Genomic DNA, 14403 nt, shown 5'->3' with positions numbered 1-14403 from the left:
CTTACCGGTGCGAGCGGTTCACCGCGGACACCACGGCCCGCAGCGAAGCGGTGACGATCGACGGGTCGACGCCGACGCCCCAGAACACGCGGTCGTCGATCGCGCATTCGATGTACGACGCCGCCTTCGCGTCGTCGCCGGGGGTGAGCGTGTGCTCGCTGTAGTCCAGCAGCCGCAGGTCGAAGCCGACCCCGGCCAGCGCGTCGAAGAACGAGGCGATCGGACCGTTGCCGCGGCCGGTGACCTCGTGCTCGTCGCCGTCGACCCGGACCGTGGCGGAGATCTCGTACTCGCCGCCCCCGTTGTCGGTGACGTGCTGGCGCACCAGCTCCAGCGGGGTCCGCGGCTCCAGGTACTCGGCCGAGAACGCGTTCCACATGGTGACCGGGTCGACCTCACCACCGGCGGTGTCGGTGTGCCGCTGGATGGTCTTGGAGAACTCGATCTGCAACCGCCGCGGCAGGTCCAGCTGGTGCTCGCTCTTCATGATGTAGGCGACACCGCCCTTGCCGGACTGCGAGTTCACCCGGATCACGGCCTCGTAGCTGCGGCCGACGTCCTTCGGGTCGATCGGCAGGTACGGCACCTCCCACGGGTGCTCGTCCACCGGCACCCCCGCCTTCTCGGCGGCCCGGCCCAGCGCGTCCAGGCCCTTGTTGATCGCGTCCTGGTGGCTGCCGGAGAACGCGGTGAACACCAGGTCCCCGCCCCACGGGCTGCGCTCGGGCACCGGCAGCTGGTTGCAGTACTCGACCGTGCGCTTGATCTCGTCCATGTCGGAGAAGTCGATCTGCGGGTCGATGCCCTGGCTGTAGAGGTTCATGCCCAGCGCGACCAGGTCCACGTTGCCGGTGCGCTCGCCGTTGCCGAACAGGCAGCCCTCGATCCGGTCCGCGCCCGCCTGGTAACCCAGCTCGGCGGCGGCGACGCCGGTGCCGCGGTCGTTGTGCGGGTGCAGCGACAGGATCACCGCGTCGCGGCGCTCCAGGTTGCGGTGCATCCACTCGATCGAGTCGGCGTAGACGTTCGGCGTGGCCATCTCGACGGTCGCCGGCAGGTTCAGGATCGCCGGGCGGGCCGGGGTCGGCTGCCAGATGTCGGTGACCGCGTTGCACACCTCGGCGGCGTAGGACAGCTCGGTACCGGTGTAGGACTCGGGGGAGTACTGGAAGCGGAAGTCGGTGTCGGAGTACTTCGCCGCGTACTCGACCACCAGCTCGGCGGCCTGCAACGCGATCTTCTTGATGCCCTCGCGCTCCTCGCGGAAGACCACGCGGCGCTGCAGGATCGAGGTCGAGTTGTAGATGTGCACGATCGCGCGCGGCGCGCCTTCGAGCGCCTGGAAGGTGCGCTCGATCAGCTCCGGGCGGCACTGGGTCAGCACCTGGATGTGCACGTCGTCGGGAATGGCGCCTTCGTCGATGATCTCGCGCACGAAGTCGAAGTCGGTCTGGCTGGCGGCCGGGAAGCCGACCTCGATCTCCTTGTAGCCCATGCGCACCAGCAGGTCGAAGAACTTGCGCTTGCGGGCGGGCGACATGGGGTCGATCAGCGCCTGGTTGCCGTCACGCAGGTCGACCGCGCACCAGAGCGGGGCGCGGTCGATGCGGCGGTCCGGCCAGGTGCGGTCGGCCACCTCGATGTTCTCCACCAGTTCGAACCACGGGCGGTAGCGGTGCACCGGCATGGAGGTGCCGCGCTGGGGGTTCCACGGGGGCTGGTCGGCCGGGGCGGGCCGGGACGGCTTGCGGATGCGGCTGGCCGCCGGCTTCTCGGGCGTGCTCATGAGCTGGTCTCTCCTGCTGTTGCTTTTGGTCACTGACGACCGGCGCGGTGTCTTGCCAGCACCACAAAGCCCCGCGACGAGGAGCCGGTCTGGTCAGGCCCCGTCGCGGCAGCGAAGCAGGAGAGCGCGTGCCACGCCGATCAGCTTAACCACGGTCACGGCTCGGGAACAAACCCGCGTTCATTACTCACAAGTAGCCCGGGGCGCGGTCCGCGTGCGAAACTCCTGGCATGGGTGAGCACTCGGAGAAGCCGGCGAAGGGTCGGGAAGAGGCCCCGACGCAGGCGTTGCCCCCGGTCGCCGGCACGCCGGCCCGCGCGGAGATGTTCCGCGAGGAAGAGGCCGTCGCCGCCGAGGAGCAGCGCCGGGCGAACCGGCGCGCGGCCAGGGCCCGGATCGGTGGCCTGCTGGCCGCCGTGGTGCGCTGGATCGGGCTGGTGTTCGCGCTGGTCCTGGCCGTGCACGTGATCCTGGTGGTCGGCGGCGCGAACCCGGAGAACGGCATCACGCAGTTCATCGGCAACTGGGCGCGCCCGCTCTCCCTCGGCTTCGGCGACCTGTTCACCAACATCTCCGACGAGAAGGCCCAGGTGCTGGTCAACTACGGCATCGCGGCGATCTTCTGGCTGGTGGTGTCGTCGATCGTGGCCCGCATCTTCCGCCGCCTCGGCGGGCTCTAGAAAGCCCGCCCCCACCTGCCGGTGAAGGCGAATTCCGACAGCGGCACCCGCCGCCGCCGGGCCTGTTCGCGGGCTCGGCGCCGGTCGTCCAGCACGGACGGGTCGCCCTGGGTGCCGACGGCGATGGCGACCAGCGGCGTCACGTCGTCCGGCAGGTCGAACTCGCGCCGCACCAGGTGGGGGTCGAAACCGGCCATCTGGTGCGCGACCAGGCCCTCGGCGATCGCCTGCAGCACCAGGTTCTCGCTGGCCAGGCCCAGCCCGTACTCGGCGTAGGGGATATCACCCTTGTCGTTCGCGGTCACCACGGCGCCGATGAGCAGCGCCCCCGCGCGGTGCGCCCACGCCTGGTTCCCCGAGTTCAGCGTGCCGAGGATGCCCTCGAACGTGCTGTCCCCGCGGAATCCGGCCAGGTACCGGGCGGGCTGGGTGTTGCCGTAGGACGGCGCCCAGCGCGCGGCCTCCAGCAGGGCGGTCAGCTGCGCCCTGGTCACCACCGCCGTCCCGTCCAGCGCCCGCGGGCTCCACCGCCGCCGGATCAGCTCGTGGACCGGCACGCTCGTCTCGGCGTCCTTCATCAGATCGCATACCGCCAAATCGTCAGTGAATACGCGCCGAACCACGCGCTGGCCACGGTCGCCGCGCCGAGCACCAGCACCACCGTCGACGTCCGCCGCTTCGCCAGCGCCAGCGCGATCGGGATGAGCAGGGTGAACGCGGGCACCAGCAGCCGGGCCTTGGAGTTCATCAGCCCGTTCGAGCCGAGGTCCATCACCAGCACGCCGATGCCGTAGAGCACCAGCGGCAGCTCCAGCCGCTGCCGGATCGCGAGCACCACCAGCACCAGGGCGGCCACCAGGACGGCGATCGTGACGATCTCCAGCACCTGACCCGAGTGACCCAGCGCCTTGCCGGCGAAGGTGACCGTGGCCACCCCCCAGTCGAACCGCGAGTCCCAGCCGCGTTGCTGCAGCTCGGTCCACGCCTGGAGCTGGGCGAACCACCCGGCGTGCGGCCGCAGCTGCACCCCCACCCAGGTCAGGTAACCGACCAGGCCGACCGGCGCGAGCAGCAGCCCGGCCAGCGGGTGCCAGACCCCCCGCCGCCGCACCACGTGCAGCAGCACCGCGACCCCGACGGCCAGCAGCACCGCGGCCGCGGTCGGGCGCACCAGCCCGGCCACCGCGGTGCACGCCCCGGCGGCCAGCCACCGGCCCTCCAGCACGAAGACCAGCGCCCACGCGGCGGCGGCGCAGAACATCGACTCCGAGTAGGCCATCGACAGCACCACGCCCATCGGCGAGGCGGCGAACAGCACCACCAGGACGTACCCGGTCTGCGTCGACCCGCCGCGGATCATCCGCCCGAGCCGCACCAGCGCGTACGCGGTCAGCACGCCGAAGGCGCCGCTGACGAGGAACGCGGCCGTGACCGGGTCCAGCCCGGTCAGCTCGGTGAGCCACCGCACCGCGGTCGGGTAACCGGGGAAGAAGGCGAGCGGGGTCTCGTACGCGCGCCTGCCGAAGGCGTCGACCAGGGTCGGCGGCACCCCGGCGTAACCGCCCTGCGCGATGCCGAGGAACCACTGCCCGTCCCAGGACGTCAGCGACTCGCGGACTGTGGTGTTGTTCACTCCGGAAAGGACGGACAGCACCAGCACGCCGAACTGGCGCACGAGGAGGAAGAGGGCCGCGGGCAGCAGGAAGAAACCCGCTCTGCGCCACCCGTCCCGGTGTTCGTCCGGCCGCCGGTGAGCCGGGCCGCCGGAATTCCCGCCGCGGCCGGCGCCCGCCGCGCCGGTGAGGTCGGTCACCGAGGTGCTTGACACGCCGTCCAGCCTAGTCGAGCAGGCCATTCGCAGTGGTCGCGGCCACACGACGACACGACTGGACTGCCCGATCCCGGTAGGCTCACCGACTGAGTCGAATTCGATGGAGCGGGCTCGCACCCGCTCGGCGAGGAGGTTCGGGCCGTGGCGCTCGTAGTCCAGAAGTACGGCGGATCGTCGTTGGAGAGCGCTGATCGGATCAAGCGCGTGGCCGAGCGGATCGTGGCCACGAAAAAGGCCGGTAACGAGGTGGTGGTGGTCTGCTCGGCGATGGGCGACACCACCGACGAGCTGCTCGACCTGGCCCAGCAGGTGAACCCGGTACCCCCGGAGCGGGAGATGGACATGCTGCTCACCGCGGGTGAGCGCATCTCCAACGCGCTGGTCGCGATGGCCATCTCCGCCCAGGGCGCGCAGGCCTGGTCGTTCACCGGATCGCAGGCGGGGGTGGTGACCACGGCGGTGCACGGCAACGCGCGGATCATCGACGTCACCCCGAGCCGGGTCAGCGAAGCACTGGAGCAGGGTTACATCGCGCTGGTCGCCGGCTTCCAGGGCGTGGCGCAGGACACCAAGGACATCACCACGCTCGGCCGCGGCGGTTCCGACACCACCGCGGTGGCGCTGGCCGCCGCGCTCAACGCCGACGTGTGCGAAATCTATTCCGATGTGGACGGTGTGTACTCGGCCGACCCCCGGATCGTGCCGGACGCGCGCAAGCTGGACACCGTGCCGTACGAGGAGATGCTGGAACTCGCGGCGAGCGGGTCGAAAATCCTGCACCTGCGGTCGGTGGAGTACGCGCGGCGCTACGGCGTGCCGATCCGAGTCCGTTCTTCCTACAGTGACAAGCCGGGCACGACGGTGACCGGATCGATCGAGGAGATCCCCGTGGAACAAGCGTTGATCACCGGTGTGGCGCACGACCGCTCCGAAGCCAAGATCACGGTCACCGGGGTGCCGGACCACGCCGGTGCCGCCGCCCGGATCTTCCGGGTGATCGCCGACGCCGAGATCGACATCGACATGGTGCTGCAGAACGTGTCCAACACCTCGTCCGGGCGCACGGACATCACCTTCACGCTGTCGAAGGCCAACGGCCCCAAGGCGGTCGGGTCGCTGGAGAAGATCAAGGACGAGCTGGGCTTCTCCTCGGTGCTCTACGACGACCACGTCGGCAAGGTCTCCCTGGTCGGCGCCGGGATGCGCTCGCACCCCGGGGTCACGGCCACCTTCTGCGAAGCCCTGTCCAAGGTCGGGGTGAACATCGAGATCATCAACACCTCCGAGATCCGGATCTCCGTGTTGATCCGGGACGCGCAGCTCGACGACGCGGTGCGCGCGATCCATGACGCATTCGAACTGGGCGGCGACGAAGAGGCCGTCGTCTACGCGGGAAGTGGGCGGTAGGAATGGCTCCTGTTCTGGCTCTGGTCGGTGCCACCGGCGCGGTGGGCACCGTGATGATCGACATCATCAACCAGCGGGAAACCTTGCCGTGGGGCGAGATCCGGCTGATCGCGTCGGCGCGGTCGGCGGGCAAGAAGATCACCGTGCGCGGGGAGGAGCTGACCGTCGTCGAGCTGGCGGCGGAGGCGTTCGACGGCGTCGACGTGGCGATGTTCGACGTGCCGGACGAGGTGTCCGCCCAATGGGCGCCGGTCGCGGCGGCCCGTGGTGCGGTGGCGGTGGACAACTCCGGTGCCTTCCGGATGGACGACGACGTGCCGCTGGTGGTGCCGGAGGTCAACGCCGACAAGGTCGGCGACCGGCCGCGCGGCATCATCGCGAACCCGAACTGCACCACGCTGTCGATGATGGCGGCGCTGGGCGCGCTGCACCGCGAGTTCGAGCTGACCGAACTCGTGGTCGCCTCGTACCAGGCGGTTTCCGGGACGGGCAAGGAAGGCGTCGACCGGCTGTACGCCGAACTGGAGGCGGTCGCGGGCAAGCCGGTCGGGGTGTCCGCCGGTGACGTGCGCAAGACGCTGGAAGCCGCCGGTCTGTCCACTTCGGACTCGCCGTTCCCGGCGCCGCTGGCGTTCAACGTGGTGCCCTCGGCCGGTTCCTACAAGGGCGACGGCTGGTTCTCCGAAGAACTCAAGGTGCGCAACGAATCCCGCAAGATCCTCGGCATCCCGGACCTGAAGGTCTCGGCCACCTGCGTGCGCGTCCCGGTGGTCACCACGCATTCGCTGGCCGTGCACGCCACCTTCGCGCGTGAGGTCACCGTGGCCGAAGCGCACAAGGTGTTCGAGGCGCAGCCGACCATCGTGCTGGTGGACGACCCGGAGAACGGCGTGTTCCCCACGCCCGCCGAGGTCGTCGGCGAGGACCCGACCTACGTCGGCCGGGTGCGCCAGGCGCTGGACTTCCCGAACACGCTCGACTTCTTCGTGTGCGGGGACAACCTGCGCAAGGGCGCGGCGCTGAACACCTACGAAATCGCGGAGACACTGGCCCCGCAGCTGGGCTGAGTCGTTTCCAGCGGAAGGCCGTGGGCGGGTCCCACGGCCTTTTCCGTGTCCGGGGTCAGGGCCGCCGGGACTTCCGGCAGGCCTCGCCGCGGGTCAGCAGGAACTTCAGCCGCGGGTACTCGTCGCTGTGCCAGATCCAGGCGTCGGCGTAGCGGCCGATGTTGCGGAACTGGGCCACGGCCAGGTCGTACCGCTTGGTCTCGACCAGTGCCAGCGCGGCGATGCTGCGGTCGGTGCGGGCGTACGGGCCGGTGGCGCCTTCACCGGCCAGCCATTCGAGCAGCACGTCGGTCTGCTCGCGGACCCGGCGGTCCTGCCAGATCTTGGGGTTGGTCGTGGCGGCTTCATAGGCCGCCTGCAGCGGCAGGGAGCACAACGACGGGTGGTTCGCCGCGGCCGCCTCGGCGAAGCCGAACATCTGCTCGTCGGAGCCGGCCCACTTCGCGCACCAGTACTGCAGCGCCGCGTCGTGCCCGGCGCGGTGGGCGGGGGCGCGGGCGATCAACCCGGCCCACCACTGCCGGAAGCGTTCGTGCCCGACCTGCAGGCCGCGGGCCATGGTGACCAGGCTCAGCCACGGCGTCGGGTCCTCGGGTGCGGCGTCGCAGGCGAGCTCCGCGGCCTTGTGCGCGTCGATGAGCACGCGGCGGAAGGTGGCGAGCTGCTCGGGCGGGGTCTGCGAGGCGACCGCCGAACCGCGGATCTTCCAGGCCAGGAGCACCAGGCTCTGGGCCTGCACCACGAGCGCGTTGACGTCACCGGGCGCCTGCGCCCGCCAGGCCCGCAGCCACCGGTTGTCCGCCACGGCCGCCTTGGCCAGCGCGGTGACCTCCGCCGCGCGCCGGTCCCAGTCGGTGCGCTCACCCAGTGCGGCCGCGGCGGGCTGCCAGTCCCCGGATCTCGCCGCGGCCACGGCTCTGCTCTCCGGCGCTTCGGCGGTGACCTCGTCGTCCGGCACCAGGCCCCAGCGCGTGACGTCGGGCTGTTTCCCCTCCAGCAGCACGAGTTCTTCGGTGCTGATGGTGGCGCTGAGTTCGTCGTAGCTGATGCCGCGGCGTTTCGCCTCCTTCGTCATCGCGCGCATGAGCCGGATTTCGCGGGGCAGGGACAGCAGGGACAAGGCGTGCTCCAGTCTTTCTTCCAACGTCGCGCCTTTATCGCAGCTCACCAGCGAATTAGTGCACCGATGTGATCTGGGTCACTGGAGTAAAAACGGTTGAGCCGAACGGCCGATCGGGTGATTCTGGGGTGGTCGCATTTCTCTGGGGAAAGGATTGACCATGTACACCGCGGTGGACGGCGCTCGCGTGCCGATCCGGATGTGGGCGGACCCGCATTCGGTCGAAGAGCAGGCGATGCGCCAGCTCCACAACGTCGCGAACCTGCCTTGGGTGCACGGGGTCGCGGTGATGCCCGACGTGCACTACGGGAAGGGCGCCACCGTCGGCAGCGTGATCGCCATGCGCGACGCGGTCTCGCCGGCGGCGGTCGGGGTCGACATCGGCTGCGGGATGAGCGCCGTGCGCACCTCGCTGACCGCGGCCGACCTGCCGGACGACCTCGGCAGGCTGCGTTCGCGCATCGAAGCCGCGGTGCCGGTCGGCTTCCACATGCACCGCACGCCGGTGAACACCGCGCGCGTGCACGGCGTCGGCGGCTGGACGGAGTTCTGGAAGGGGTTCGGGGAGCTGCACTCCGGCGTGCAGGACCTGCGTGAGCGCGCGCACCGGCAGGTCGGCAGCCTCGGCGGCGGGAACCACTTCATCGAGGTGTGCCTGGAGCAGGGTGGCCCGGACGAGGGGCGGGTGTGGCTGATGCTGCACTCGGGTTCGCGGAACATCGGCAAGGAGCTGGCGGAGCGGCACATGGCCGTGGCGCGGAAGCTGCCGCACAACGCCGACCTGCCGGACCGCGACCTCGCCGTGTTCGTGGCGGGCACGCCGGAGATGCAGGCGTACCGGCGGGACCTGTTCTGGGCGCAGGACTACGCGGCGCGGAACCGGGCGACCATGGTGGCGCTGGTGAAGCAGGCGCTCAAGGACGAAATCCCGCACGTCACCTACGACGACGCCATCTCGTGTCACCACAACTACGTCGCCGAGGAAACCTACGACGGCGTGGACCTGCTGGTGACGCGGAAGGGTGCGATCCGGGCGGGTTCGGGTGACCTCGGGATCATCCCGGGCAGCATGGGGACCGGTTCGTACATCGTGCGCGGCCTGGGGAACTCGCATTCGTTCCAGTCGGCCTCCCACGGCGCGGGGCGGCGGATGTCGCGCAACAAGGCGAAGAAGCTGTACACCGCCGCCGACCTGGCTGCCCAGACCGACGGCGTCGAATGCCGCAAGGACGCCGGTGTGGTGGACGAGATCCCGGCCGCCTACAAGGACATCGATTCGGTCATCGCGGCCCAGTCGGACCTGGTGGAGGTCGTTGCGCACCTGAAGCAGGTCGTCTGCGTCAAGGGCTGAGTTGACGGGTGGGGTGTCCCGGTGTGTGGTTCCGGGACACCCCACCCGGCGGTTTCCGTGCAGCGGATTCACGTTCGAGCAGTGGAATCGCTTTTGAACCGCCGAAGCCCGCTCGAACCGCTGAATCCGGCTCGGGCAGCCGAAGCCCGCTCGGGCAGCCGAATTCTGCTTGAACCGCCGAATCAGGCTCGGCAGCCGAACCCCGCATCCGCGCCGCCAAGCCCACATGCCGCCCACCCGAGCCCGCCAGTCGAATCCACTACCCGGACCCGTCAGCCGAACCCGTTAGCCGACCCCGCCAGTCGACCCCGCCAGTCGACCCCGCCAGTCGACCCCGCCAGTCGAACCGCCGCGCATCGCACCCCAGCCCACCGGCGTTACACGCCCATCCCGAACCATCCACAACCGCAACCCCCATCCCCAGAACCAGCGCAACCACCCCCCACCCCCGTTCAACTGAGTACGCTGGGTTCGGGAACGCCCCCCAGGGACGGGCGGGGGACGGATGAGCGGGGACCGAAACACCCCCAAACCCCCACCCAAGCCAATCGGGTGCCGGATTCGAGTAGGTTGGGCGGTATGACCAAATTCGCGGGACGACACCTGATCGGGATCGCCGTGCTGGGTGTGGTGCTGGCCGGGTGCGACGAGGTGTCGAAGGCGGTGGACACGGCCAACAGCGCCACCAGCAAGGCCACCGCCTGCACCGAGGCGCTGGGGATCGCCAACTTCGACCCCAACGTCAATCCCGAGCAGCTCCAGGCGGAAGCCGGTGAGAAGGCCGCCAAGCTGCGTGAGCTGGGCAACCAGGTCGCCGAGCAGGACGTCCAGCAGACGCTGTTCGCGATGGCCGACTCCTACGTCGAACTCGAGCAGCGCAAGTCCGACCAGCTCGGCAACGTCAACGACTGGCTCCAGCGGAGCCTCACGAACCTCGAACAACTCCAGAAGGCGTGCTTGCCGGGCTGAACCGCAGCAGGATCCCGGTCGAGGCGAGCAGCAGGCCGCCGAGGCCGGAGGCCGCGAAACCCCAGCCCGGCGACGAGTGGTCCATCACAAAACCGACCACCGGGCCGCCGATCGCCAGGCCGAGGCGGGTGGCCGAATCCTGCAGGCCCATGGCCTCGCCGCGGACGCGCGCCGGGGCCAGCGCGCTGACGGTTTCCGTGGTCGCGGCGAGCGTCGGCGCGCAGACCAGGTTCGCGGGCACCAGCACCAGCGCCAGCAGCCACCACGGCGAATCGACCACGCCCACCGGAATGGTCAGCACCGCCAGCAGCACCATCAGCGTCAGCTGCGACAGCGACCGGTGCACCGCGCCGTGCACGACGCCGCCGATCAGCGACGCCAGGCACATCACCGCGATCACCACCCCGGTCCAGTTGACCTCGCCGTTCTCCCGCAGCGACGCCAGCGCGGCCAGTTCCATGCCGACCAGCACGAACAGCGCCCCGGCGGCGATCAGCAGGGTGGCGACCAGTTCCCGGCTCAGCCACGACCGCAGCGGCGGCCGCGCGCCGGTGAACGTCTCGTGCGCCGCGCGCACCGGCGGGTTCGTCAGGTACAGCAGCGCCGCGACCACCCCGTACAGCACGCCGATCGCGGTCAGCGCGGCCGCCGAGGAGAACTGCGTGCTGACCAGGATGCCCGCGGTCGGCCCGACCATGAACGTGACTTCGACGGAAACGGTGTCCAGCGAGTACGCCGTCCGCCGCTGCTCCGCCGGTACCAGCGCGGCGAGCACCTGCCTGGCGATCGAGCCCGCGGGCACGGCCAGCAGTCCGGCGGGCAGCGCGACCAGCACCAGCGCCAGGTACGGCAGGTGCGGCGTGGCCACGAAGTAGCTCGCCGAAGCGGCACCGCAGACCAGCACCACCGGGCGCAGGCCGTACCGGTCGATCATCCGCCCGATCATCGGGGCGCCGAGCGCGCTGCCCGCGGTGGTCGCGGTGCCGACCAGCCCCGCCTCGCCGTAACCGCGCCCGAGGTCGGTGACCACGTGCAGGGTGAGGGTGATGCCCATGGCGGTGACCGGCAGCCGCGCGAAGAACATCAGCAGCATCGAGGTGGGGACCGAGGGCAGCGCGAGCAGGCGCCGGTAGGGCAGGAGGGACACGTGCCCGATGCAACCAATTCCGGTACAGCCGTGCAAGTTTTTTAGCGGGACAACCCCAGGCGGAGCGCGCCGGCGGCTTCGGCGGTGGCTTCGCGGAACCGGCGCCCGATGCCGAGGAAGTTCACGTAACCGTGGATCAGGTCCTCCTGCCGGTTCAACGCCACCGGCACCCCCGCCGCCCGGAGCTTCTCCGCGTACTCCTCGCCTTCGTCCCGCAGCGGGTCGAACCCGGCGGTGGCCAGGTAGGCCGGCGGCAGGCCGCTGAGGTCCTCGGCCAGCAGCGGGGACATGCGGACGTCGGTCCGGTCGACCCCCGCGGGCGCGTAGTGGTCGGCGAACCAGGTCATGTTGGCGTCGGTGAGGAAGAAGCCGTTGCCGAACAGGTCCCGCGAACGGCGCCGCTCGCTCACGTCGACCGCCGGGTAGAACAGCAGCTGGAACGCCGGGGCCGGGCCACCGCGCCGGGTGGTCAGCAGGGCCACGACCGCCGCCAGGTTGCCCCCGGCGCTGTCCCCGCCGACCGCGATCCGCGCCGGGTCGGCACCCAGGTCGCTCGCCTTGGCGTGGGCGTAGTCGAAGGCGGTCAGCGCGTCGTCGGTGGCGGCCGGGAACGGGTGCTCGGGAGCCAGCCGGTAGTCCACCGAGAGCACGCGCACCCCGGCGTGCTTGGCCAGGAAGCGCGCGGTGTTGTCGTGGCTGTTCCTGGTGCCGACGACCCAGCCGCCACCGTGGAAGAACACCAGCAGGCCGGACGGCTCCGGCAGCCCCTCCGGGGTGTACAGCGTGGCTTCGAGGCCGCCGTGGTCGGCGGGGATGACCAGTTCGCGGGTGTGCACTGGCTGGATCGGCTTGCCGCTGACCAGGTGGCGGGACACGTCCAGGTCCGCCCGCGACCGCTCCACCGACCGCCCGGCCAGCTCGGCGCCGGTCAGCTGCTGCAGCCGCAGCAGCAGTTGCGCGTCGAGCGCGAGTTCCTGCCCGTCCAGCCGGATCGGGCGCCCGGCGACCAGCCGTTTGACCGGCGTCGGCAGGGCGTAGAGGAACTGGGCCGCGGCGGCTTGGACGCGGATCTGCACGGGCACCGTCATGTCGAGTTTCCTCCCGGCCGGATACTGGCGGTATGAGGCTACTTGTCAGTAGCACGGCCCGCCAAGGGGTGGTGTGACGGGGAACTCCGGTGGAATGCCTGGTCCTCCAGTTAAGTGGAGGGGCTAGCCTCGAATGAGTGAGTGGTGACAGGCTTGCTGGGGCCGGGAACACAGAAGGCGCGGTGATGGGAATGGCCATCAAGGTGGTGGGCGTCGGTGGCTCGCTGCGGGACGGTTCCCAGACCGAACGGGCGCTCCGGCTGGCGCTGGCCGGCGCCGAGAGCGCGGGTGCGGAAACCACCGCCATCACCGGGTCGGACCTGGTGCTGCCGTTCTACGACGCCGGTGACCTCGAACGCGGTCCCCAGGCCGAGCACCTGGTGGAGACCCTGCGCACCGCCGACGGCGTGATCATCGCCTCACCCGGCTACCACGGCGCGTTGTCCGGCTTGGTCAAGAACGCCCTCGACTACATCGAGGACCTGCGTGGCGACGAGCGCCCGTACCTCGACGGCCGGGCGGTCGGCCTGGCCTCGATCGCCTTCGGCTGGCAGGCGTCGGTGGCCACGCTCGCCCAGCTCCGCACCATCACGCACTCGCTGCGCGGCTGGCCGACCCCGCTCGGCGGCGCGATCAACTCCGCCGAGGTGAAGTTCGACGAGGCCGGCGGCTGCTCCTCGGAGAAGGCCGAGTTCACCCTCCGCACCATCGGTACCCAGGTGGTGGAATTCGCGCGGTTCCGCACCGGCCGCTGATTGATCCGGCGGCGCCTGGGTAGCCATCCGGGTGACGCCGGTCATGGTGCGGCATGCCCTGCCGTCCACCGGGCGTTGTACCGGGTGGGAACCCGGGGGAAGGAAGGCGGCGGGATGGTCCAGGCGCTCTACACCGCGGAGGCAGTGGCCCGCGGCGAAGGCCGGGACGGCGAGGTCACCTCGTCCGACGGAATCATCGACGAGACGCTCGCCACGCCGAAGGAACTCGGCGGCCCCGGCGGGGAGAAGACAAATCCGGAGCAGCTCTTCGCGGCGGGCTACGCGGCCTGCTTCCACAGCGCGCTGAAGGCGGCCGCGCGCCAGCTGCACGTCGACCCGGGGCCCTCCGAGGTCACCGCGCGGGTCGGCATCGGCAAGAACGAACAGGGCAAGTTCGAACTGACCGTCGAACTGGACACCAGGCTCAGTGGCATGGAGCAGGGCAAGGCGGACGAGCTGGTGACCCAGGCGCACCAGCTCTGCCCGTACTCCAGCGCCACCCGCGGCAACATCGAAGTCAAGGTCACCGCCACCACGGATTGAGAGGACGGTTCACCCATGGCCAAAGCGCCGATCAAGAGTCCGCTCAGCGAGAGCGACAAGGAAGTCACCGGCAACGTGCTGCAGGCCACGCTGGTCGATCTGATCGACCTGTCGCTGATCGCCAAGCAGGCCCACTGGAACGTGGTCGGGAAGAACTTCCGCAGCGTGCACCTGCAGCTCGACGAACTGGTGGACACCGCGCGGACCTACACCGACTCGGTCGCCGAGCGCGCCAACGCCATCGGCATCTCGCCGAACGGCAAGGCCAAGACCGTGGTCGCCAGCTCGGGTCTGCCGGACTACCCGGACAACTGGCAGTCCGACGAGAAGACCGTCGAGGCCATCGTCGGCATCCTCGCCGAGCTGATCCAGCGGCTGCGCAAGCGCGTCGACGAGACCGACAAGAGCGACCTGGTCACCCAGGACCTGCTGATCGAGATCACCAACAAGCTCGAAGAGGCCCACTGGATGTGGCAGGCCCAGGCCGCCTGACCGGAAACACCCGGGGCGGGGGGGGGGGGGGGGGGGGGGGGGGGGGGGGGGGGGGGGGGTGTGTGGGGTGGGGGGGGGGGGGGGGGGGGGGGGGGGGGGAGGGGGGGGGGGGTGGGGGGGGTGGGGGGGGGGGGGGGAAGGGGAAGGGATCGGAGAGGCGACCGGTG

The 14403-nt window shown here is 70.4% G+C and carries 14 protein-coding genes; 8 read left to right on the top strand and 6 right to left on the bottom strand.

The features are described from left to right. Nucleotide 1: 1 nt before the first annotated feature. Complete coding sequence (gene leuA, locus AC07EG_RS30715; RefSeq protein ID WP_478256717.1) at nucleotides 2-1786, bottom strand: 2-isopropylmalate synthase; 1785 nt, start codon at nucleotides 1784-1786, stop codon at nucleotides 2-4. Between the two features lie 230 nt (nucleotides 1787-2016). Here leuA and AC07EG_RS30710 point away from each other — a divergent pair, with 230 nt between their 5' ends. After that, the gene (locus tag AC07EG_RS30710) at nucleotides 2017-2466 is read left to right on the top strand and encodes a hypothetical protein (RefSeq protein ID WP_478256716.1); all 450 of its coding nucleotides are present in this window, start codon (nucleotides 2017-2019) and stop codon (nucleotides 2464-2466) included. Here the strand turns inward: AC07EG_RS30710 and AC07EG_RS30705 are convergent. After that, nucleotides 2463-3044: a nitroreductase family protein gene (locus AC07EG_RS30705; RefSeq protein WP_478256715.1), complete on the bottom strand. Its 582-nt coding sequence runs from the start codon at nucleotides 3042-3044 to the stop codon at nucleotides 2463-2465. The two genes, AC07EG_RS30710 and AC07EG_RS30705, sit on opposite strands and share 4 nt — an antisense overlap. Continuing rightward, the gene (locus tag AC07EG_RS30700) at nucleotides 3044-4294 is read right to left on the bottom strand and encodes a mannosyltransferase family protein (protein WP_478256714.1); all 1251 of its coding nucleotides are present in this window, start codon (nucleotides 4292-4294) and stop codon (nucleotides 3044-3046) included. Before AC07EG_RS30700 ends, AC07EG_RS30705 begins: the two co-directional genes overlap by 1 nt. Before the next feature lie 144 nt (nucleotides 4295-4438). On the opposite strand from AC07EG_RS30700, the gene AC07EG_RS30695 reads away from it, so the two are divergent. After that, on the top strand, nucleotides 4439-5704 hold the full coding sequence (locus AC07EG_RS30695) for an aspartate kinase (protein ID WP_478256713.1): 1266 nt from the start codon (nucleotides 4439-4441) through the stop codon (nucleotides 5702-5704). A 2-nt stretch (nucleotides 5705-5706) separates the two neighbouring features. Beyond that, complete coding sequence (locus AC07EG_RS30690) at nucleotides 5707-6771, top strand: aspartate-semialdehyde dehydrogenase (RefSeq protein WP_478256712.1); 1065 nt, start codon at nucleotides 5707-5709, stop codon at nucleotides 6769-6771. 55 nt (nucleotides 6772-6826) lie between these two features. Here the strand turns inward: AC07EG_RS30690 and AC07EG_RS30685 are convergent, their stop codons facing one another. Beyond that, on the bottom strand, nucleotides 6827-7915 hold the full coding sequence (locus AC07EG_RS30685; protein WP_478256711.1) for a serine/threonine-protein kinase: 1089 nt from the start codon (nucleotides 7913-7915) through the stop codon (nucleotides 6827-6829). A gap of 136 nt (nucleotides 7916-8051) precedes the next feature. Between AC07EG_RS30685 and AC07EG_RS30680 the strand changes: the two genes are divergently transcribed. Beyond that, nucleotides 8052-9242, top strand: a complete 1191-nt coding sequence (locus AC07EG_RS30680; RefSeq protein WP_478256710.1) for an RtcB family protein — start codon at nucleotides 8052-8054, stop codon at nucleotides 9240-9242. Nucleotides 9243-9821: 579 nt separating this feature from the next. After that, complete coding sequence (locus tag AC07EG_RS30675) at nucleotides 9822-10211, top strand: hypothetical protein (RefSeq protein WP_478256709.1); 390 nt, start codon at nucleotides 9822-9824, stop codon at nucleotides 10209-10211. On the opposite strand, the gene AC07EG_RS30670 is transcribed toward AC07EG_RS30675, so the two are convergent. Further along, entirely contained in the window at nucleotides 10168-11358 is a 1191-nt protein-coding gene (locus tag AC07EG_RS30670) for an MFS transporter (RefSeq protein WP_478256708.1), read from the bottom strand. The two genes, AC07EG_RS30675 and AC07EG_RS30670, sit on opposite strands and share 44 nt — an antisense overlap. Before the next feature lie 41 nt (nucleotides 11359-11399). Further along, nucleotides 11400-12446 carry an alpha/beta hydrolase gene (locus AC07EG_RS30665; protein ID WP_478256707.1) on the bottom strand — a complete coding sequence of 349 codons (1047 nt, stop codon included), beginning with the start codon at nucleotides 12444-12446 and terminating at the stop codon, nucleotides 11400-11402. Nucleotides 12447-12637: 191 nt separating this feature from the next. Here AC07EG_RS30665 and AC07EG_RS30660 point away from each other — a divergent pair, with 191 nt between their 5' ends. From AC07EG_RS30660 to AC07EG_RS30650, 3 genes are all read left to right on the top strand, one after another. Next, nucleotides 12638-13201 carry an NADPH-dependent FMN reductase gene (locus AC07EG_RS30660; RefSeq protein ID WP_478256706.1) on the top strand — a complete coding sequence of 188 codons (564 nt, stop codon included), beginning with the start codon at nucleotides 12638-12640 and terminating at the stop codon, nucleotides 13199-13201. A 114-nt stretch (nucleotides 13202-13315) separates the two neighbouring features. Continuing rightward, on the top strand, nucleotides 13316-13744 hold the full coding sequence (locus AC07EG_RS30655; protein ID WP_478256705.1) for an organic hydroperoxide resistance protein: 429 nt from the start codon (nucleotides 13316-13318) through the stop codon (nucleotides 13742-13744). A gap of 15 nt (nucleotides 13745-13759) precedes the next feature. Next, nucleotides 13760-14236 carry a Dps family protein gene (locus tag AC07EG_RS30650; protein ID WP_478256704.1) on the top strand — a complete coding sequence of 159 codons (477 nt, stop codon included), beginning with the start codon at nucleotides 13760-13762 and terminating at the stop codon, nucleotides 14234-14236. Nucleotides 14237-14403: the final 167 nt, after the last annotated feature.

It is taken from the genome of Amycolatopsis sp. NPDC045836, from assembly GCF_056431745.1.
Note: the sequence above shows the minus strand (reverse complement) of the source record. Positions and strands in the feature narration are given on the sequence as shown.

Excerpts from the sequence above, each read along its gene's own strand:
- AC07EG_RS30710 (WP_478256716.1), top strand. The coding sequence starts at position 2,017 with ATGGGTGAGCACTCGGAGAAGCCGGCGAAGGGTCGGGAAGAGGCCCCG.
- AC07EG_RS30690 (WP_478256712.1), top strand. The coding sequence starts at position 5,707 with ATGGCTCCTGTTCTGGCTCTGGTCGGTGCCACCGGCGCGGTGGGCACC.
- AC07EG_RS30655 (WP_478256705.1), top strand. The coding sequence starts at position 13,316 with ATGGTCCAGGCGCTCTACACCGCGGAGGCAGTGGCCCGCGGCGAAGGC.
- leuA (WP_478256717.1), bottom strand. The coding sequence starts at position 1,786 with ATGAGCACGCCCGAGAAGCCGGCGGCCAGCCGCATCCGCAAGCCGTCC.
- AC07EG_RS30650 (WP_478256704.1), top strand. The coding sequence starts at position 13,760 with ATGGCCAAAGCGCCGATCAAGAGTCCGCTCAGCGAGAGCGACAAGGAA.
- AC07EG_RS30705 (WP_478256715.1), bottom strand. The coding sequence starts at position 3,044 with ATGAAGGACGCCGAGACGAGCGTGCCGGTCCACGAGCTGATCCGGCGG.
- AC07EG_RS30665 (WP_478256707.1), bottom strand. The coding sequence starts at position 12,446 with ATGACGGTGCCCGTGCAGATCCGCGTCCAAGCCGCCGCGGCCCAGTTC.
- AC07EG_RS30680 (WP_478256710.1), top strand. The coding sequence starts at position 8,052 with ATGTACACCGCGGTGGACGGCGCTCGCGTGCCGATCCGGATGTGGGCG.
- AC07EG_RS30675 (WP_478256709.1), top strand. The coding sequence starts at position 9,822 with ATGACCAAATTCGCGGGACGACACCTGATCGGGATCGCCGTGCTGGGT.
- AC07EG_RS30660 (WP_478256706.1), top strand. The coding sequence starts at position 12,638 with ATGGCCATCAAGGTGGTGGGCGTCGGTGGCTCGCTGCGGGACGGTTCC.